Source organism: Streptomyces yaizuensis (assembly GCF_034961445.1).
GTDB lineage: Bacteria > Actinomycetota > Actinomycetes > Streptomycetales > Streptomycetaceae > Streptomyces > Streptomyces yaizuensis.
The window spans coordinates 194,583-214,425 of sequence record NZ_BSBI01000008.1 but is presented as its reverse complement, the minus strand read 5'-3'; the positions used below and the strand labels follow the sequence as shown (position 1 = coordinate 214,425).

The 19,843-nt window shown below is 71.8% G+C and carries 16 protein-coding genes; 6 read left to right on the top strand and 10 right to left on the bottom strand.

The genetic code is table 11. The annotated features are described in order from the left end of the window. Positions 1 to 39: 39 nt before the first annotated feature. The 6 genes from SYYSPA8_RS20455 to SYYSPA8_RS20430 all read right to left on the bottom strand — a co-directional run bounded on the left by SYYSPA8_RS20455 (position 40) and on the right by SYYSPA8_RS20430 (position 8,169). On the bottom strand, positions 40 to 576 hold the full coding sequence (locus SYYSPA8_RS20455; protein ID WP_323448679.1) for a bacterial proteasome activator family protein: 537 nt from the start codon (positions 574 to 576) through the stop codon (positions 40 to 42). Between the two features lie 96 nt (positions 577 to 672). Then, positions 673 to 3,546, bottom strand: a complete 2,874-nt coding sequence (locus tag SYYSPA8_RS20450) for an ABC transporter permease (protein ID WP_323448678.1) — start codon at positions 3,544 to 3,546, stop codon at positions 673 to 675. Then, complete coding sequence (locus SYYSPA8_RS20445; RefSeq protein ID WP_323448677.1) at positions 3,543 to 4,322, bottom strand: ABC transporter ATP-binding protein; 780 nt, start codon at positions 4,320 to 4,322, stop codon at positions 3,543 to 3,545. The genes SYYSPA8_RS20450 and SYYSPA8_RS20445 overlap by 4 nt, the downstream gene beginning before the upstream one ends. Positions 4,323 to 4,641: 319 nt before the next feature. After that, positions 4,642 to 5,343: a PadR family transcriptional regulator gene (locus SYYSPA8_RS20440; RefSeq protein ID WP_323448676.1), complete on the bottom strand. Its 702-nt coding sequence runs from the start codon at positions 5,341 to 5,343 to the stop codon at positions 4,642 to 4,644. Between the two features lie 154 nt (positions 5,344 to 5,497). After that, a complete protein-coding gene (locus SYYSPA8_RS20435) occupies positions 5,498 to 6,127 on the bottom strand; it encodes a hypothetical protein (protein ID WP_323448675.1) in 630 nt (209 codons plus the stop codon). 311 nt (positions 6,128 to 6,438) lie between these two features. Beyond that, a complete protein-coding gene (locus SYYSPA8_RS20430) occupies positions 6,439 to 8,169 on the bottom strand; it encodes a protein kinase domain-containing protein (RefSeq protein WP_323448674.1) in 1,731 nt (576 codons plus the stop codon). Between the two features lie 256 nt (positions 8,170 to 8,425). Here SYYSPA8_RS20430 and SYYSPA8_RS20425 point away from each other — a divergent pair, with 256 nt between their 5' ends. Next, positions 8,426 to 10,009, top strand: a complete 1,584-nt coding sequence (locus SYYSPA8_RS20425) for a protein kinase domain-containing protein (protein ID WP_323448673.1) — start codon at positions 8,426 to 8,428, stop codon at positions 10,007 to 10,009. Positions 10,010 to 10,077: 68 nt separating this feature from the next. On the opposite strand, the gene SYYSPA8_RS20420 is transcribed toward SYYSPA8_RS20425, so the two are convergent. The 3 genes from SYYSPA8_RS20420 to SYYSPA8_RS20410 all read right to left on the bottom strand — a co-directional run bounded on the left by SYYSPA8_RS20420 (position 10,078) and on the right by SYYSPA8_RS20410 (position 12,559). After that, positions 10,078 to 11,163 (bottom strand): phosphotransferase, encoded by a 1,086-nt coding sequence (locus SYYSPA8_RS20420; protein ID WP_323448672.1) that lies wholly within the window; start codon positions 11,161 to 11,163, stop codon positions 10,078 to 10,080. Positions 11,164 to 11,178: 15 nt separating this feature from the next. Beyond that, entirely contained in the window at positions 11,179 to 11,727 is a 549-nt protein-coding gene (locus tag SYYSPA8_RS20415; RefSeq protein WP_323448671.1) for a pyridoxamine 5'-phosphate oxidase family protein, read from the bottom strand. Between the two features lie 166 nt (positions 11,728 to 11,893). Continuing rightward, positions 11,894 to 12,559 (bottom strand): response regulator transcription factor, encoded by a 666-nt coding sequence (locus SYYSPA8_RS20410; RefSeq protein WP_323448670.1) that lies wholly within the window; start codon positions 12,557 to 12,559, stop codon positions 11,894 to 11,896. Positions 12,560 to 12,920: 361 nt separating this feature from the next. Between SYYSPA8_RS20410 and pdhA the strand changes: the two genes are divergently transcribed. From pdhA to SYYSPA8_RS20395, 3 genes are read left to right on the top strand one after another with little or no spacing between them, the layout of a single operon-like run. Next, on the top strand, positions 12,921 to 14,105 hold the full coding sequence (gene pdhA / locus SYYSPA8_RS20405; RefSeq protein WP_323448669.1) for a pyruvate dehydrogenase (acetyl-transferring) E1 component subunit alpha: 1,185 nt from the start codon (positions 12,921 to 12,923) through the stop codon (positions 14,103 to 14,105). Positions 14,106 to 14,107: 2 nt separating this feature from the next. After that, positions 14,108 to 15,088 carry an alpha-ketoacid dehydrogenase subunit beta gene (locus SYYSPA8_RS20400; RefSeq protein ID WP_323448668.1) on the top strand — a complete coding sequence of 327 codons (981 nt, stop codon included), beginning with the start codon at positions 14,108 to 14,110 and terminating at the stop codon, positions 15,086 to 15,088. 29 nt (positions 15,089 to 15,117) lie between these two features. After that, a complete protein-coding gene (locus tag SYYSPA8_RS20395) occupies positions 15,118 to 16,563 on the top strand; it encodes a dihydrolipoamide acetyltransferase family protein (RefSeq protein ID WP_323448827.1) in 1,446 nt (481 codons plus the stop codon). Positions 16,564 to 16,644: 81 nt separating this feature from the next. Here SYYSPA8_RS20395 and SYYSPA8_RS20390 read toward each other — a convergent pair whose 3' ends face one another. Then, positions 16,645 to 17,571 (bottom strand): D-alanyl-D-alanine carboxypeptidase family protein, encoded by a 927-nt coding sequence (locus SYYSPA8_RS20390; RefSeq protein ID WP_323448667.1) that lies wholly within the window; start codon positions 17,569 to 17,571, stop codon positions 16,645 to 16,647. A gap of 304 nt (positions 17,572 to 17,875) precedes the next feature. Between SYYSPA8_RS20390 and SYYSPA8_RS20385 the strand changes: the two genes are divergently transcribed. Further along, positions 17,876 to 18,517 carry a GntR family transcriptional regulator gene (locus tag SYYSPA8_RS20385; protein ID WP_323448666.1) on the top strand — a complete coding sequence of 214 codons (642 nt, stop codon included), beginning with the start codon at positions 17,876 to 17,878 and terminating at the stop codon, positions 18,515 to 18,517. Further along, positions 18,514 to 19,833, top strand: coding sequence for an MFS transporter (locus tag SYYSPA8_RS20380; RefSeq protein WP_407706039.1), 1,320 nt, complete (start codon positions 18,514 to 18,516; stop codon positions 19,831 to 19,833). The genes SYYSPA8_RS20385 and SYYSPA8_RS20380 overlap by 4 nt, the downstream gene beginning before the upstream one ends. Positions 19,834 to 19,843: the final 10 nt, after the last annotated feature.

The following is a 19,843-nucleotide window of genomic DNA, read 5'->3' as shown; positions in this document are numbered from 1 at the left end:
GGCCGAAGCCCGAGGACTGAAGAAGGACTGAGGAGAGGGCTACAGATACGGGCCCGAGCGGATCGCCCCCTGGTGCGGGTTGTCGTCGTCGTGGTGCGAGCCCGGCGGCAGCGCGCGGCGCATCTGCTCCAACTGCGCCCGTGCGGCCATCTGCTGGGCGAACAGCGTCGTCTGGATGCCGTGGAACAGGCCCTCCAGCCAGCCCACCAGCTGGGCCTGGGCGATCCGCAGCTCCGCCTCGGAGGGCACCGCCTCATCGGTGAACGGCAGCGAGAGCCGCTCCAGCTCGTCCACCAGCTCCGGGGCGAGCCCGTCCTCCAGCTCCTTGACCGAGCCGGCGTGGATCTCCTTGAGCCGGACCCGGCTCGCCTCGTCCAGAGGAGCCGCCCTGACCTCCTCCAGCAACTGCTTGATCATGCTGCCGATGCGCATCACCTTCGCGGGCTGCTCGACCATCTCCGTCACCGGGATCTCACGCGGCTCGTGGTCGCCCGCGCCGCCGCCGAGTGCCGTCCCGTCCTGTCCCACGACAAGGATGGGGGGCTCCTGCGACCGTTCATTCGTCGGCATCTCCATGCGCCCATTGTCTCGCACACACGCGTCAACAGGGGTGTGCCCCCGTACCGGGAGGATCACTCCGATACGGGGGCACAAAACCGCAGGCGACCCGGGTCAGGCCGCCGCACGGCGGGACAGGGCGCCCCGCGAGCGGGTCACCACCGCCGCCAGCAGCGCGGCTCCGACCGGTACGGCGATCAGCAGCACCGCCAGCGTCGGCCAGGGGACCTCGATCGGGAAGTACGGCTTGTCGGCGAGCGTGGAGTACCCGAGGTCGACGGCCTTCTCCCACTCGGTCATGGCCCGGTGGCGCTCGGAGAGGACCAGGCCCAGGGCGGGCAGCGCGCCCGCCACCGAGCCCAGCACCACACCCATCGCGGCCACCACCCCGCACTGGAAGGCGCTCAGCGTCCTGCGCACCCCCGCCGGGGCGCCGACCGCCGCCAGCGTCCGCAGATCGGCCTCGGCGTCCGCCTGGGAGAGCCCCGTGGCGATACCGGCGGCACCGATCGTGACCAGCCCGGCGAAGAGCGCCAGGGCCAGCATCATCACCTTGGTCTCGCTCTGGAAACCCTTCTCGACGAACAGGCGCTCATCGGCCCCGATCGTGGACAGCGACTTGTCGAGCCGCTGCTCCTCCTCGGTCCGGGGCAGCCGGTCCAGGGCGTAGTACGCGCCGTAGCCGGTGGTGTCGATCTTCTCGGCCTTCGCGGTGGCGGCCGGCATGATCACGCGGATGCCGTACGCCTCGGCCTTGTCGCCCATCCGGTGCGCCGGGAGGGTGACGATCCTGCCGGGCGGGTCCCGGTACTCCTCCCGGGCCTTGTCGGCGGCTTCGATATCCGTGATCAGCCGGATGCCGATGCTGCCCTTGGTGTCGAGGTGGGCGCGGTCAAAGACCAGCGGCTTCCCCGCGTTCAGGGCCTTCTCGGCGGCCGGGTCCTCGATCCGCAGCACCTTGAGCAGCTTCGCGTCGCCGATCACCACATCGGCGTCGACATAGGCACTCGGCCCCTCCTCGCAGCGCCAGTCCTCCTGCCGCATCTTGTTGCGCTCGGCGGGGGAGAACTTCGCGGCGGGCTCCTCGTCCGGCCGCGCCGGGTCGACCTTGTCGAGCGGGCACTCGTTGGCCGGCGGCGTGATCAGCTCGTACCGTCCGCAGCCCGCGTCGGGCGCACCGGAGCCGTGGATCGAACAGTTGGGGTTGCCCACCGCGATCCGGTCCATGTCGGCCCGCACGGTGACGGGGAACTCCTTCTGCACGGCATCGCGCACCGCGGCCGCGTGCCGCGACGACCCCTCCGCCAGCAGGGTCACGGCGACCGACCCATGGGGCAGCGAGGCCGTGTACTCGGCCCGGTCGGCGGCCTCGGAGCTGGCGGCGTACGTGGCGACGGCGACCGTTCCGGCGACGGCGGCCAGGACCGCAGCCACCGCCGGTGCCGTACGGCCCCGGTTGCGGACCGCGTCCCGCAGCGCCAGGCGCGGGGCCAGCGGCAGGAAGCGCCCGATCCGGCCGAACATCCCCACCAGTGCCGGGGTCATGGCGACCACACCCAGCTCGGCGATGACGCTTCCGGCCGCGATCAGCAGGAACTCCTCGAAGATCATGAAGCCGAAGAGCGCGATGGCCGCACCCGCGACGACGGCGACCAGCCCGACCAGCGGCAGGACACGGTTGCTGCGGCGGATGCCCTGACGGCCGGTGAGGGAGTCCAGGACGGGCTGGCGGGAGGCGTTGACGGCCGGCAGCAGCGCCGCCGCGAGGCCGGTGCCGACGGCGAGCAGCGCGATGGCCAGCAGCTCCGTCGGCCGCATCTGGAAGGACCCGAACCGCTCCCCGACGTACTCCTCCAGCCAGGGCCGTGCCACCAGGGTGAGCGCGATGCCCAGCACGGTGCCGACCACGGCGGCCGCCAGACCGATCACCAGTCCGCCGGAGAGCACGATCGCCCGGATATGGCGGCGGTCACCGCCGTTGGCCCCCACCAGACCGAGCTGGCGCCGCGAGCGCCGCGCGCCGACGGCGAAGGCCGGGCCCGCGAGCAGACAGATCTCCAGCAGCGCGAGGAGCATCACGGTGGCGGCGATGGTCAGGGCGACCTCGTCGGTGTACTGCTCGGCCGAGGGCTTGCCGTCCTTCGCGTAGAGCGGGATCTCGGAGTCCGGCGGCGGGGAGAGGATCACGGAACGGGACGTGGCGAGCACGCCCTTCTTGTTGACCGCCTGGACGTGGTTCCACGTGAAACCGCCGTCGATCTTGACGAGGTAGGAGGTGCTGGGCTCGGTGCCGACGGGCAGCCCGGCTGCTCTCATGGCCCGGTCCAGGGGCGCGATCAGCGCGCCGGGAAGGGCGTTGACCTCGTTGGTCTTCAGCGCGCTCGGCAGCTCGTAGGAGCCGACGATCGTGTACTCGCGGTCCAGATGGCGGGCCTTGAGCGTGGAGCCCACCTTCAGCCCGCTGTTCTCCAGGAAGAACGTGGTCGCCGCGACCTCGTCGGCGGTCTTCGGGAACCGCCCGTCGACCAGCGGCATCATGCCGGCGACCATGGGGTCCGCCGCCTTCAGCTCGCGGATGCTCGCGGACAGCAGACCGTGCTTGGTGCTCAGTTTGCCCCCGCCCAGCGTGCTGCTGAGCGCGGTGGCTCCGGCGGGCAGGGCCTTGCGCACATCGGTCGAACCGCTGGGGTACTCGTCGTCGTCCCCGATCTCGCGGGCCACCGAGTTGCGCTCGTTCTGCGGGTCCTGGAACAGGGCCTCCCCTCCGACCCCGGCATCGGTGAGCAGGGCGTCGGCATCGCCGAGCACCCGTTCCAGCTTGTCCTGGGGCGTGAGCTGGGAGCTGCGGTAGGTGATGTTCGCCGCGCTGACCCCGATGACGGGCAGGGCGATCATCGCCAGGACGAGCAGGCTGCGCCCCTTGGCCCGCCAGGCGTCACGGCGGGCTATCCGGACCGCGGCCACCCAGGGGTGGTACCAGTTCCTCACAGTCCGGCCGCCCGCCCGGAGAGCAGCGATTCGGCGTCGCTGCGGACCGTCTGGTCGACCATGGAGCCGTCCCGGACGAAGACCACCCGGTCCGCCCAGGCGGCGAAGCGCGGTTCGTGGGTGACGAGGATGCCGGCGGCGCCCGCGTCGCAGCGGGCGCGGAGCAGGGAGAGGACCGACTCGCCGGTCTCGGAGTCGAGCGCGCCGGTGGGTTCGTCGGCGAGGACGAGCCGCCGGTCGCCCACGAGGGCGCGGGCGATGGCCACCCGCTGCTGCTGGCCGCCGGACATCTCGTCCGGGAAGCGGTCGGCGAGATGGGCGAGCCCGATCTCCTCCAGGGCGGCCAGCGATTCGACCCGCGCCTTGCGGGCGGAGACGCCGTCCAGCTCACGGGGGAGGGAGACGTTCTCGGCGGCGGTGAGCGCGGGGATCAGGTTGTAGTCCTGGAAGACATAGCCGATGCTGCGGCGGCGCAGGGCCGCGAGCGTCTTGCGGTTCACGGCGGCGATGTCGGTGTCCTCGACCATGACCCGGCCGGACGTCGGCAGATCCAGTCCGCCCGCGATGGTGAGCAGGGTCGACTTGCCGGAGCCGGAGGGGCCCATGACGGCGACGAGTTCGCCCGGGAAGACATCGAGGTTGATGCCGCGCAGCGCGTGCACCTCGGTGGCGCCGCTGCCGTGGACCCGGGTCACCTGCTGGAGCTGGAGCACGGGCCGCTGAGACTGAAGGTTCTGATGCGATCCGTGTGACTGGTGTGATGTCGATGCGGACATGGCGCCCCCCTGTGGGCTGGTGTAGAGCGGACGGCTCCGGACGGGCGGAGCCGGTACGGGTACGGGTACGGGTACGGATGTGGATGCGGCGGCGGCGCGGAGGCTGCGGGTGCGAAGGCCGCTGTGCGGTCGCGGTCGCGTCGCCTGTGCTGTGATGGGCAAGTCGTGGGTGCTGTGGGTGCTGTGGGTGCCGTGCGGGTCGCGTACGGGGCGACGGCCGGCGTGGGCCCGGGCCCGGGGTCCGTCCCTGGTCAGGGGCCGGGTCCCGGCGTGGGTAGCCGGTGCGGGGCCTGGGTCGGGGCCCGCGCGGCGGCTGCCGTCACGCGTTCCGGCGGGCCCTGCGCCGGGCCGCCGCCACCCCGGCGAGCAGCGACGTACGCCCGTCCCCGGAGCGTTCGTCGCCGTCCGGTGCGGGGGACGACGACGGTCCGGGAGCCGCCGGAGGCGCCGGTTCCTGCCGGGCCCGCTCCCGGGCGTCGGCGGCGATCCTGATGAGCCGGGCCTCGCAGTGGTCGAGCCAGCGGGCCTCGGCCTCGGTCCGGAAGATCAGCTGTTCCAGTACGAGCAGCCAGGCCACGTCGTCCCGCTCCGGGGTCCCGCCGCCCTCGATCGCGGCGAGTGCCTGCGCCTTGAGCCGGGTGTAGTCCTGCATCGCCCGCACGGTGTGCCGGCGCTGGGACTGGATCACGTCACGGATGTCGACGCCCGGAGCGCCCACCGCCATCGCCAGCTTGATGGCCAGCTCGTCCCGGGGCGGGCTCTCGCGGTCCACGGGCCGTTCGAACCAGCTCCGCAGCTCGGCCCGGCCCGGGTCGGTGATGACATACAGGGCGTGGCCCGCGTCGTCCTCGCCGCTCTGGGCGACCAGGCCGTCGCGTTCCAGACGGTTGAGGGTGGTGTAGACCTGGCCGACGTTGAGTGGCCAGGTGGCTCCCGTGCGTGACTCGAACTCCGTGCGGAGCTGGGAGCCGTACCGGGGGCCGTGCTCAAGGAGGGCGAGCAGCCCGTGGCGGATGGACATACTCAGTATGTATACCCGGTATGCCGAACGCGTCCAACCGCCTGGAGGGGGATGTCACAGGATCCGTCTCAAGGAGGAGAGGGGGAGGGGAGCCGGAGGAGGGAGGGGGCGGGACGGTGCCGGCGGCCGTCCCGCCGACCTCCCGGTGGCTGCCTCAGCGACGTCTCATGCGGATGCCGAGGAAGCCGATCCCCAGCCCCATGAGGGCCATGCCGATGCCCAGCGAGAGCGGTGAGATCCGGTGCGGCACGGGCTCGGGCGGGCCCTCGTACCCCTGTTGGCGTGCGGCGCCGGGGTCCAGCGGGGTGAAGGTCGGCTGTGGGTCGCCGCCCGCGTCCCGCGCGCCCCACGGGTCGTCCGCGTCCGCCGGAACGTCGTCACCGGCGCGGTTCCCGGGCGCCGTGCCGTCGTCCCCCGGCGGGCTGGATCCCGGGGTCCGCGAGGCCCCGGGGGTGGGCGGGCCCGACGCCGAACCGGGACGGGACTGTGACATGGACACCGTCGCCGAGGGGGTGGCGGCCGTCGGGTCGGCCGGCTCGGTGGGCCCCCCGGAGCTGCGGGACGCCCCCGACTCCCGGGCCGGCCAAGGGCTCCCGGTCGCCGGTGGCCGGCCGGGGCGGGTACGGCCCTCGCCCGCCGGATGCCCGGCCAGCGAGGCGGACGGCGTGGGCCGGGCCGGTGCCGGAGCCCCCGGTTCGTCGTGCGCGGCCGCCGTCCCGGGAGCGCCGAGCAGCAGGACCGAGCCGACCGCGAGCGCGCACCGCGTGCGCAGCCCTGGAGTCACCGGGTGACCCCCTCCCGTACCGAACGACCGAACGTACCGAAACGCGCTGACGCGCCCCGCCCGCGCTCCCGCGTATCCGGCGGGCGCGCGGTGGCGGTGGCGCACCGGGCACAACGAGCGCGGGCGGCCGACGATCACGCTGAGCGCCGGGCGCGGCCGTACCGACCGGCCGCTGTGCCGGTGGGACTCAGCGTCACATGAGGTGATGAATCCGGCATCTCGGGAGAAAAGTTGCCGAGGTGTGGGGAGCAGAGCAAGGGAAGAGGCAGCGGGAAAAAGGAGGGAAGGGAAAAAGAGGGAGGGGAGGGGGCTCAGCCCGCCCTGCCGGTGGAGACGTGGAGTTCGAACTCCTGCTGCTCCGGCGTCACGGCCGTCCCCCGGCTCGGGAACTGCCGGATCACGGCATCCCTCGACCACTGCGGGTTGTCGACCTCGATCACCCGCCAGCTCCACCCGGCCGAGCGCAGACACTCCTTGACGGACAGCACGTCCTTGTAGAGCAGATCGGGCGCCGCCACCTTCGCCGGATCGGCGGTGTCCTCCGGGGCGTCGGTGCACTTCTCGGTGTCGATCTTCCGGTTGCGGTCCGGGGGCAGCCCCTCCACCGCCGGATCCGCACCGGCCTGCCCGCCCGTCCTGGTGCCCGGCCCCGGCGCGGTGGGTGCGGAATCGTTGCGGAGGTTGTCCGGTTCCGTCGGTTCGTCGTCGCTCCCCATCACGTCCCGCACGATGCCGATCACCATCAGCACCCCCAGCACCACGCCGACGGTGAGCGCGACCCTCTTCCCCGTCCGCTTCTTCGGAGCGTTGTCGAAGGGGGACGGCGGGGGCGGGGAGATGGTGTACGCGGGAGCCATCCCGGCCGTCCCCGGCTGCGGCTGCTGCTGATACGGCGGTACGGGCCCTCCGGAGCCCTGCGGATAGCCGTACTGCCCCTGCCCCTGCCCGTAACCGTGACCCTGCCCCTGCCCGTAACCGGAGGGCATGGGCGCCATCGGGGTGTGCGCGGGCGGTGCGGGCGGCCCGTACGGCCCCGGCGTCCCCGGGTACGCGGGCGCCGGATACCCCTGCCCCACCGGCGGGAAGACCGCCGATGCCACGCCCGCCCCGCTCGCCGGCGGACCACCGGAGACGATCACCGGGGCCGCCGGCCGCCCCGCCGCCAGGACCCGTTCGCACGCCTCCCGCATCGCCGCCGCCGTCGGGAAGCGCTCGTTGGGGTTCTTCCGCAGCGCCCGCGCCACCAGCGCGTCCATCGCCGGCGTCACCGAGCGGTTGATCCCCGAGGGCGCGACCGGCTCCTCCTGCACATGCGCGTACACGATCGCCAGCGGGCCGTCCGCGTCGAACGGCAGCCGCCCGGTCAACAGCTGGAAGAGCATGATCCCGACCGAGTACAGATCGGAACGGGTGTCCACGCCCCGCCCCAGCGCCTGCTCCGGCGACAGGTACTGCGGGGTGCCGACCACCATCCCGGTCTGCGTCATCGAGGAGACACCCGACTGGAGGGCCCGCGCGATGCCGAAGTCCATCACCTTGACCACGCCGCGCGGCGTCACCATCACATTGCCGGGCTTGATGTCCCGGTGCACGAGACCCACCTCGTGACTGGTCCCCAGCGCGGCGAGCACGTCCGCCGTCACCCTGAGCGCCTTCTCGGCGGGCATCGCCCCGTACTGCCGGACGTCCGCCGCCAGGACGGAGCCCAGCGGTTGGCCCTCCACGTACTCCATCACCATGTACGGAGTCGGGAGCCCGGACCCGTCCGCCGCCGGATCCTCGCCGGTGTCGAAGACCGAGACGATATTGGGATGCGACAGTTTGGCAACGGCCTGCGCCTCGCGCCGGAACCGCTCGCGGAAGGACTGCTCGCGCCCCAGCTCGGTGTGGAGCGTCTTGATCGCGACCTGGCGGTCGAGTGCGGTGTCGTAGGCCAGATGGACGGCGGCCATCCCGCCCTCGCCGAGCAGGGCCCGCAGCTGGTACCGGCCACCCGCGAGGGAACGGCCCGTGTGGCGGCCCGTCGCACCGTCCTGGCTCATGACTGCCGATCCCCCCTGGGCCCGTCCCTCTGACGGGGCAAGTCTGCCCGAGGGGCACCCCACGTCAAGCCGCGCGCCCCCGGCGGTGACCGTACGCGGCGGTCGGGTCCGGGAGAGTCACAGATGTGGCACGAAATACGCGTGGTCGTGCTCACAGCAGTTTCCCCGGCGGTCCATCTCCTGCGGTGGTGTCACGGCGAGGCTGTAGCGTGAGGCCACACGGCACAGGAACACACAGACACGACGGCGAGGACTGATGGCACCCGAACCCGAAGCTGGCGGCGGCGTGCCGGATCCGGCGGAAGCCTGGGGCGCGGGCGGACTGGTCGGTGAGGGCCGCTACCGCCTCACTCACCGGCTCGGGCGCGGCGGCATGGCCGAGGTCTTCGCGGCGGAGGACGTACGGCTCGGACGCACCGTCGCGGTGAAGCTGCTCCGCGCGGATCTCGCCGAGGACCCCGTCTCCAAGGCCCGCTTCACCCGTGAGGCGCAGTCGGTCGCCGGGCTGAACCACCACGCGATCGTGGCGGTGTACGACTCCGGCGAGGACGTGGTGAACGGCCAGCCCGTGCCGTACATCGTCATGGAGCTGGTCGAGGGCCGGACCATCCGCGACCTGCTGATCAACGCCGACGCCCCGCCGCCGGAGCAGGCGCTGATCATCGTCTCCGGGGTGCTGGAGGCGCTGGCCTACTCGCACCAGCACGGCATCGTGCACCGCGACATCAAGCCGGCGAACGTCATCATCACCCACGCCGGCGCCGTCAAGGTCATGGACTTCGGCATCGCCCGCGCCCTGCACGGCGCGTCCACGACGATGACCCAGACCGGCATGGTCATGGGCACGCCCCAGTACCTCTCGCCGGAACAGGCCCTGGGCAAGGCCGTCGACCACCGCTCCGACCTCTACGCCACCGGCTGTCTGCTGTACGAACTGCTGGCGCTGCGGCCCCCGTTCACCGGCGAGACCCCGCTCTCGGTGGTCTACCAGCACGTCCAGGACATGCCGGTGCCGCCGTCGCAGGTCTCCGACGTCGTACCGCCGGAGCTGGACGGCCTGGTCATGCGGTCGCTGGCGAAGGACCCGGACGACCGCTTCCAGAGCGCGGAGGAGATGCGCGGTCTGGTGCAGTACGCCCTCCAGATGCTTCAGCAGCAGGGCAGCCACACCAACAGCTGGAACACCGGCTACGTGCCGACGCAGGAGACCCTGCCGACGACGGCGCTGGGCGGCCCCGGGCCGATGGGCGCGACCGCCGTGCACCCGGTCCACGGGGAGACGGCGCAGGGCCCGATCCTGCCGCCGATGAACCCGGACGACGGCGGGTACGAGGGCGGTCACGGCGGCGGCCGGCGGCGCGGGCGGCGGGGGAAGATGCTGCTCGCCGCGCTGGCGCTGGTCGCGGTGGTGGCCGGAACCGCGTACGCGATCAAGGCGGGGGACACGGACACGGGCGACCGGAAGCCCCCGGTGAAGACCTCCCAGTCCCCGTCGCAGGACACGCCGAAGGAGCCCGAGCCCTCGCAGACCGAGTCGGCGAGCGCCGACCTCCCGAAGCCTCCGCAGCAGGGGAGCCAGACACCCTGGCGGCCCAAGAAGAGCTACACGCCGCAGCAGCCCCTGCCGTCGTTCACGGAGTCGACCGACCCGTCGCCGACGAACCAGCCGACCGAGTCGGAGGGCCCGGCCGAGCCGCAGGAGCCGACGACCTCGGCCGGCCCGCCGGACGGCGAGGACCCGGGCGGGAGCGTGGGCGAGCCCTCGGGCGACCCGGGCGGCACCCCGGGCGGTCCGGGCGAGGCCACCGGCGCCACGGAGGGCGAAGCCGGCACGCCGTGATTCTCCGGGCAGGCTGAACGGGCCCCGGACCACTCGGTCCGGGGCCCGCCCATGTCTCCGCCGGGAGATCAGGCGGTGAACGCGTCCCGGACCGCCCGGTACTCCCGGGTCCACCACACCGCCAGGGCCGACACCGCGGCGAACTGCGGGTCGGCCCTGCGGTCGCGCAGCTGGTAGCGCCAGCGCAGTATCCAGAAGTCGTTGAGCCGTTCCCACCAGACCCGGTGGACGGCCGCCGCCATCTCCGCGGCGTCCGCCCCCACCGCCCGGCGGTAGGCGCGCGCGTAGGCGCGGACCTTGGGCAGCTCCAGCACCCCCGCCGGGCGCAGGAAGAAGATCGCCGCGGCCCGGACCGCCTCCTCGGCGCGGGGCTGCACCCCTAAGCGGTCCCAGTCCACGATCGCGGCGGGTTCCGTGCCCCGGTAGAGGAGGTTCAGCGGGTGGAAGTCGCCGTGCACCCAGCCGCCCGCGCGGGCCGGGGGCGGCCGGTGGTCCGCGTACCGCTCCAGCAGCGACCGCCGTTCCAGCAGCCGGTGTTCGGCGAGGGCGTCGAAGACGTCGTAGGGGCGTGAGGCGCGGGAGAGCGCCAGGAGTTCGTCGATGAGGGTGAGGGTTTCCGCGGGGTCGGCGCTGTCGTAGGGGCGGGACTGCTGGGGGGAGTACTGCTGGGTGTAGCGCCGTTGCGGCGCCTGCTGCGGGGTACGGGAGCGGGCGCGGGGGACCGCGGGCGGTTCGGCCCGCTGCATCACCCGCTCCAGACCGGTGTGGACGAGCCCGAGCAGGGCCCCGAGGCGGCGGGACTGGCAGGCGGACAGATGGGAGCCGTCGCGGTGACGGCCGTCGATCCAGGGATGGAGGGCGTAGCAACGGTCGCCGATCACCGCGACCGTCTCCCCGTGCGCGTCCGCGACAGGGGGAGCGACGGGGACCCCGAGCGCCTGGAGGCGCTGGGTGGCGTGGTGTTGGCGGGTGATCGTCTCCCGATCCCCGTCGAGATGGTGTTTCAGGAAGTACGCACCACGGGTGGTGGCGAGGCGGTAGCCGCGGTTGAGGAGCCCTTCGGTGACCCGCTCACAGGAGAGCGGTTCCCCCGGGTCCTCGTAGCGGCGCAGCAGGGCACCGACCGGCGGCGCGATGACAGATGAGCGCGGCACTTACCAAATGATAGATCACTCAGAGTGTCTGTTGTGCTGCTCTTCGCGATAATCGAGGGTGTGGACGGTGACGAACTGAGGTTCTATATGCAGATGGACCGGTTCAAACCGCTCACCGTCCGCGCGGAGGGGCTCGTCGCCGAACCGCCGCAGATCCTCCTCCGTCGGGACGACGATCTGCGCCAGGCCCGTGAACTGCACGGACCACATGGTCCGCCCGCCGGAGTTGAAGTTGTCCGCGCCGTACGCGACGACGCTGCCGTTGCACGCGCGGTGATAGCCGAAGCCCCGGTGGATACGGAGCAGTACGGTCTGGTCGTCCCGCACGATGTGCCGGGCCGGGGCCACGAAGGGCATCGCGCGCATGCTGGTGGCGAGCCGGCCGTACGAGACGCCGGTGAGCAGCCGTACGCCGCGCAGTTCCTCGGGCTCGTCGGCGACGGCGATGGCGTCGGCGACGAGCGGTGCGACGGCGTCGGTGACGGCGATGGCGGCGCGCGGTGCGAAGGTGGCGACGGCGCGCGGTGCGAAGGTGGTGGCGGCGCGCGGTTCCTCGATGGGCATGGCCACCACTCTCGGGCCGGGGACGCTCCCGGGGAAGGGGCGGCGGCCCCTGGTCCGCTGGGACATTGGTCCCGTAACCGGGTAACCGGGTAACCGGCACGCGCCGCAGCCCGGACCCGGTGGTCGTACCGGGGCCCGCCCGGTGGTCGGCGCCCGTGGTCGGCGGTCAGTGGTGCTGCCGTTCCGCCTGCATCCGCGCGACGAACGCGGCCGCCTGCGACCGCCGCTCCATTCCCAGCTTCGACAGCAGGCTGGAGACGTAATTCTTGATCGTTTTCTCGGCGAGGTGCAGCCTCTCGCCGATGACGCGGTTGGTCAGCCCCTCGCCGATCAGATCGAGGATCCGGCGCTCCTGGTCCGTCAGCGCCGCCAGCTTGTCGTCACCCTTGGGGCTGTTCCCGTCCCGCAGCCGCGCCAGCACCCGGGCCGTCGCCACCGGGTCGAGGAGCGACTTTCCGGCCGCCACGTCCCGTACCGCCGACAGCAGCTCGTTCCCCCGGATCGCCTTCAGGACATAACCCGAGGCCCCGGCCATGATCGCGTCGAAAAGCGCCTCGTCGTCGGCGAACGAGGTCAGCATCAGGCATTTGATGTTCTCGTCCCGGGAGCGGATCTCCCGGCAGACCTCCACACCGCTGCCGTCGGGCAGCCGGACGTCGAGCACGGCGACATCCGGCCGGGTCGCCGGAATCCTGACCATGGCGTCCTCGGCCGTCCCCGCCTCTCCGACGACTTCGATATCGTCCTCGACGGAAAGCAGCTCATGAACCCCCCGCCGGACGACTTCGTGGTCATCCAGCAGGAATACAGTGATTTTTCCTTCTTCGCGCACGAATGCAGTCTCACACACCGGCTCTTCCCGTGCCCGGGGTGGCCGAGATAGGTTGCCCGTGTCCTCGACGGTCCGCAAGGCCGTGACCAGCACTGTCACCAGCGATGTTCCCCTTTTTCTGGATTTACTTGGAAATCCAAGCAAAGTCGCAGGTCAATAGGGGTTTCGCGGGAATGGCGCCTTCTGGGTAACGTGCTTTTGACAGGGCTTCGTCGGGGGCGCCTGTCACGTCCGTTCGACGCCGGTGCGCCCACCCCTCGTGCACCGGGTGAGAGCGGGCGAGCCTCTCCCTGTTCTCGGACAGGGGCTACCCCAGGCTCCCGGCGACCCCGGGGGGCCGGACCGACGGAGGAGCACGCACGTGACCGTGGAGAGCAGTGCTGCCGCGCGCAAACCGCGCCGCAGCGGCAAACGGGTGAGCGCCGCGAAGAAGACGCAGAGTGCCGAGCCGCAGCTCGTGCAGCTGCTGGCGCCGGACGGTACGCGCGTCCACCACCCCGACCACACCATCGAGCTGAGCGCCGACGAGCTGCGCGGGCTCTACCGGGACATGTTCCTCACCCGTCGCTTCGACGCCGAGGCCACCGCCCTCCAGCGCCAGGGCGAACTGGGCCTGTGGGCCTCGCTGCTGGGCCAGGAGGCCGCCCAGATCGGCTCCGGCCGGGCGCTCCGCGACGACGACTACGTCTTCCCGACCTACCGCGAGCACGGCGTCGCCTGGTGCCGCGGCGTCGACCCCACCAATCTCCTGGGGATGTTCCGCGGGGTGAACCACGGCGGCTGGGACCCCCGCGCCAACAACTTCCACCTCTACACCATCGTCATCGGCTCCCAGGCGCTGCACGCCACCGGCTACGCCATGGGCGTCGCCAAGGACGGCGCGGACTCGGCGGTCGTCGCCTACTTCGGCGACGGCGCCTCCAGCCAGGGCGATGTGGCCGAGGCGTTCACCTTCGCCGCCGTCTACAACGCCCCGGTGGTCTTCTTCTGCCAGAACAACCAGTGGGCGATCTCGGAGCCGACCGAGAAGCAGAGCCGGGTGCCGATCTACCAGCGCGCCCAGGGCTTCGGCTTCCCCGGCGTCCGCGTCGACGGCAACGACGTCCTGGCCTGTCTCGCCGTGACCCGCTGGGCGCTGGAGCGCGCCCGCAACGGCGAAGGCCCCACCCTGGTCGAGGCGTTCACGTACCGGATGGGCGCCCACACCACCTCCGACGACCCCACCCGCTACCGCCTCGACGGCGAGCGGGCCGCGTGGGAGGCCAAGGACCCGATCCTGCGGCTGCGCGCCCATCTCCAGCTGGAGGGCCACGCCGACGACGCCTTCTTCGCCGCGCTGGAGGAGGAGAGCGACGTCCTGGCCAAGCGGGTCCGCGAAGCCGTGCGCGCCATGCCCGACCCGGACCACATGGCGATGTTCGACCACGTCTACGCCGACGGGCACGCCCTCGTCGACGAGGAGCGCGCGCAGTTCGCCGCGTACCAGGCGTCCTTCGCCGACACCGAGGGCAATGCGGACGGCGACCGCGCCGAGGGAGGCAACTGACCATGGCCGTACAGAGGCTGCCGCTCGCCAAGGCGCTCAACGAGTCCCTGCGCAAGGCCCTGGAGACCGACCCCAAGGTCCTGGTCATGGGCGAGGACGTGGGCAAGCTGGGCGGCGTTTTCCGGATCACCGACGGGCTCCAGAAGGACTTCGGCGAGGACCGGGTGATCGACACCCCGCTCGCGGAGTCCGGGATCGTGGGCACCGCGATCGGGCTCGCGCTGCGCGGCTACCGGCCGGTGGTGGAGATCCAGTTCGACGGGTTCGTCTTCCCGGCGTACGACCAGATCGTCACCCAGCTCGCCAAGCAGCACGCGCGGGCGCTGGGGAAGATCAAGCTGCCGGTGGTCATCCGGATCCCCTACGGCGGCGGGATCGGCGCGGTCGAGCACCACTCCGAGTCCCCCGAATCGCTCTTCGCGCACGTCGCCGGCTTGAAGGTGGTGTCGCCCGCCAACCCGTCGGACGCGTACTGGATGCTCCAGCAGGCGATCCAGAGCGACGACCCGGTGATCTTCTTCGAGCCGAAGCGGCGCTACTGGGACAAGGGCGAGGTCGACACCGAGGCCATCCCGGGCCCGCTGCACACCGCTCGTGTGGTGCGCCAGGGGACGGATGTGACGCTCGCGGCGTACGGTCCGATGGTGAAGGTCTGCACGGAGGCGGCCGCCGCGGCGGCCGAGGAGGGCCGCTCCCTCGAAGTGCTGGATCTGCGCTCCGTCTCGCCTCTCGACTTCGACACCATCCAGTCCTCCGTGGAGCGGACCGGGCGGCTGATCGTGGTCCACGAGGCCCCCGTCTTCTTCGGCTCCGGAGCCGAGATCGCCGCTCGCATCACGGAGCGGTGCTTCTACCATCTGGAGGCCCCGGTGCTGAGGGTCGGCGGCTATCACACGCCGTATCCGCCGGCCCGGCTGGAGGACGAGTATCTGCCGGGTCTCGACCGGGTGCTCGACGCCGTCGACCGCTCGCTCGCGTACTGAGGAGGGCCGCTGTGATCCGCGAGTTCAAGATGCCCGATGTGGGCGAGGGGCTGACCGAGGCCGAGATCCTCAAGTGGTACGTGCAGCCGGGCGACGCCGTCACCGACGGCCAGGTCGTCTGTGAGGTGGAGACCGCCAAGGCGGCGGTGGAGCTGCCGATCCCGTACGACGGGACCGTGCACGAGCTGCGCTTCTCCGAGGGGACGACGGTCGACGTCGGCCAGGTGATCATCTCGGTGGACACGGGTGCCGGAGCCGGTGCCGACACTGCTGCCGTGGTGCGGGCCGAAGAGGAGGACGAGGCTCCCAAGGGGCGCCAGCCGGTCCTCGTCGGCTACGGTGTGGCCGAGAGCTCCACCAAGCGCCGCCCTCGCAAGCAGCCGGCTCCCGCAGCCGCCGCCGCGCCCGCCGCCGTGGCACCCGCGCCCGCGCCCGTGCCCGTCGCCGCGCCCGCGCCCGTGCCCGTCGCCGCGCCCGCGCCCGTGCCCGTCGCCGCACCCGCGCCCGCGCCGGTCGCCCCCGTACCGGAACAGGCTGCTCCGAGCCCTGTTCTCGTGCTCAACGGCCAGGGCACCGGCTCCCGGCCGCTGGCCAAGCCCCCCGTGCGCAAGCTGGCCAAGGACCTGGGCGTGGACCTGACCACCGTGGTCCCGAGCGGCCCGGACGGCATCATCACCCGTGAGGACATCCACGCGGCCGCGGCCCCCGAGCCCGCGCCGGTGATCCCGGTCGCGTCCCCGCCGGCCGCCGCGCCGGAACCGTCCGTCGCCGGTGCGCGGGAGACCCGTATCCCGGTCAAGGGCGTACGGAAGGCCACTGCCCAGGCCATGGTCGGCTCCGCCTTCACCGCCCCGCACGTCACCGAGTTCGTCACCGTGGACGTGACGCGCACGATGAAGCTGGTGGAGGAGTTGAAGGGCGACCCGGACCTCGCCGGGCTCCGGATCAACCCGCTGCTTCTGATCGCACGTGCCCTGCTGGTCGCCATCAAGCGGAACCCGCAGATCAACGCCTCCTGGGACGAGGCCGCCCAGGAGATCGTGCTCAAGCACTACGTCAACCTGGGCATCGCCGCCGCCACCCCGCGCGGCCTGATCGTCCCGAACATCAAGGACGCCCACGCCCGTACCCTCCCGGAGCTGGCCGGGGATCTCGCCGGTCTGGTCGCCACCGCCCGCGAGGGCCGCACCACCCCGGCGGACATGCAGGGCGGCACCATCACCATCACCAACGTCGGTGTCTTCGGCATCGACACCGGTACGCCGATCCTCAACCCGGGCGAGGCGGCGATCCTCGCCGTCGGCGCGATCAGGCTCCAGCCGTGGGTGCACAAGGGGAAGGTGAGGCCGCGCCAGGTGACCACCCTCGCGCTCTCCTTCGACCACCGCCTGGTCGACGGGGAACTCGGCTCCCGGGTGCTCGCCGACACGGCCGCCGTCCTGGAGCGGCCCAAGCGGCTGATCACCTGGCTCTGACCGCCGCCGTACCGGAAACGCCCGGGGCCCGTGACACGGATGGTGTCACGGGCCCCGGGCGTGCGCGGGTCGCGGGGCGGATCAGTCCGCCTGGACGCCCGCCGGCAGCGAGCGCAGCTTCATCGTCTTGGCGGTGGTGGAGCCGAAGCCGTAGTCCAGCAGCTTCGCGGCGTCCTGGTACCGGGTGCTGACGTCCTTGCCCTTGAGGATCACACCGATGTACGTCTTGGAGCCCCGGGTGGCCGCGAAGACCAGGCAGGGTCCGGCGGCGGTGCCCGTACCGGTCTTCACACCGACCGTGCCCTTGTAGGAGCCGAGCAGCAGGTTGGTGTTCTTCCACGTGTAGTAGCGCGGACGGCCGTTGGGAGCGGTGGCCGTGGCCTTGTACTCCTTGGCCTTCACGATGTCGCGGAAGGTCTTGTTGCCGAAGGCGTACTTCGCCAGCTTGGTCAGCTCGCTGGGCGTGGTGTAGTTCTTGCCGCCCGGCGAGATGCCGTCGAAGGAGTCGAACTTGGTGTTCTTCAGCTTCAGATCGACGGCCTTCTTGTTCATCATCCCGATGAACGACTTGGCGCGCGTGGCGGGGGTCGAGCCCTTGCCGAGGGCGTCGGCGAGGGCGTACGCGGCCTCGCAGCCGGACTCCAGCATCATGGCGTGCAGCAGCTGGCGGATGGTGAACTTGTCACCGGCGATGATCTTGGCGTGGGAGCCGCCCTCCCGCTTCTGGTAGTCCACGTGCGTCTTGGTGACCGCGACCTTGCGGTTGAGGTCGACGCCCTTGGTGGTCAGTACGGTGATGGCGGTGACGAGCTTGGTGGTACTGGCCATCTGGCGGCGGGTGGTGTCGCCCTTGCTGAAGAGGGCCTTGCCCGTCTTCAGATCCATCAGATAGCCGCCCGCGCCGCTGATGACCGGCTTGGGCCTGGCCGCGGCCTGCGCCGGTGCGGCGAGGGGCGACACGGTGAGCAGCAGTCCGCCCGTGAGGACAACCGTGGCGGCTCTGCGCACGCTCGTGTTGTTCAGTATCAAAGGAAACACTCCGAGGAACGTCCGTCGTCGATGTCTGGGCTGGGCGCTCGTGGCAACACGAGAGCCCCCGTATTTTGACGGTCCGTCGGATGGAAAGGATGTGGAATCACGGTAATACGTGGTGTACATCTCAATCGGAGACCATCCTTCCGATTTCCCCTGAGCCGGCCCGAACAGGCCGGGGGCCTCCCCGGTCCGAGGAGGCCCGAGCGGGCCTGGAAGGCCCCTGGATCGGTTGCCCCAGGCCATTGGCCTGGACATGTCTTGTATCTAAGCTGTGTGCATGGATGTCGCAGCCCCCGCCGCCGAACGCGTCTACACCCATGTCAAGCAGGCCGTCCTGGAACGCCGTTACGAGGGCGGGACCCTGCTGACCGAGGGCGAGCTGGCCGACGCGGTGGGCGTCTCCCGGACCCCCGTGCGCGAGGCGCTGCTCAAACTGGAGGTCGAGGGGCTGATCAAGCTCTATCCGAAGAAAGGGGCGCTGGTCATCGCCGTCTCCGCGCAGGAGATCGCCGATGTGGTGGAGACCCGGCTGCTGGTCGAGGAGCACGCGGCCCGCAAGGCCGTCCCGGCACCGCCCCGGCTGATCGCCCGGCTCGCGGAACTGCTGGAGCAGCAGCGCCGCCAGGGCGCCGACGGCGATCTCGCGGGCGCGGCCGTCACCGACCGCCTCTTCCACGCGGAGATCGTCCGCCACGGCGGCAACGAGATCCTCTCCCGCCTCTACGACCAGCTCAGAGACCGCCAGCTGAGAATGGGGGTGGCCGTCATGCACGCCCATCCCGACCGGATCGCGAAGAACGTCGCCGAGCACGGCGAGATCCTCCAGGCGCTGCGGGACGGGGACGCGGAGCGTGCGGCGGCCCTGGTCCGCCGGCACGTCGGCTGGTTCTCCACGCTGGCCCGGGGCGAGGTCCGGTGAGCGCCCCGGGCGCGATACCCGGCCCGGGCGTCCTGCCCGGCGACCCTCCGGGCGGCCGCCGGGCCCTGGTGGTCTGGGGGGTCGGCGCGGGCGTCTACTTCGTCGCCATCATCTTCCGCACCTCGCTCGGGGTGGCCGGCCTGGACGCGGCCGACCGCTTCGGCGTCAACGCCTCCGCGCTCTCCACCTTCTCCATCCTCCAACTGCTGGTGTACGCGGGCATGCAGATCCCCGTGGGGCTGCTGGTGGACCGGCTCGGCACCAGGAAGGTGCTCACCATCGGGGCCGCGCTCTTCACCCTCGGGCAGCTCGGCTTCGCGCTCTCCCCCTCGTACGGCATGGCACTGGCCTCCCGCGCCCTGCTCGGCTGCGGCGACGCGATGACGTTCATCAGCGTGCTGCGGCTGGGCAGCCGCTGGTTCCCGGCCCGGCGCGGACCGCTGATCGCGCAGGTCGCGGCCGTCTTCGGGATGCTGGGCAACCTCGTCTCCACCGTCGTGGTCGCCCGGCTGCTCCAGGACGTGGGGTGGACGGCGACCTTCGCGGGCAGTTCGGTGGCCGGCGCGGTGGCCCTGGTGCTCGTCGTGTTCTTCCTGAAGGACCAGCCCGGGGACGGAGTGGCCGCCGCGCCGCCGCCGCACCGGGGCCGGGCCTTCCTGCGCCGGCAGATCGCCCTCTCCTGGCGCGAGCCGGGCACCCGGCTGGGGATGTGGACGCACTTCACCACCCAGTTCCCCGCGATGGTCTTCATGCTGCTGTGGGGGATGCCGTTCCTGATCGAGGCCCAGGGGCTCGCGCGGGACACGGCCGGTTCGCTGCTGACGCTGGTGGTCCTGGTGAGCATGGTGGTGGGGCTGGTGTACGGGCAGATCATCGCCCGCCATCACGCGGCCCGGGTCCCGCTCGTCCTGGGCACGGTCGGTGTCACCGCGCTGGTGTGGGCCGCGACCCTGGCGTATCCGGCGGACCACGCCCCGATGTGGCTGCTGATCACCCTCTGCACGGTCCTCGGCGCGGGCGGGCCCGCGTCGATGATCGGCTTCGACTTCGCCCGCCCGGCGAACCCGCCGGAACGCCAGGGCACGGCCTCGGGCATCGTCAACGTCGGCGGGTTCACGGCGTCGATGACCACGCTGCTGGCGGTCGGGATGCTGCTGGACGCGACCGGGGGCGACTACCGGATCGCGTTCTCGTCGGTCTTCGTCCTGGAGGCGCTGGGGATCGTGCAGATCCTGCGGCTCAAGGGCCGGGCGGCGCGGCTGGAGCGGGAGCGGCTGGTGGCGAGCCGGGTGGAGGCGGTGCACGTACCGGCGTGAGTGGCAGTGG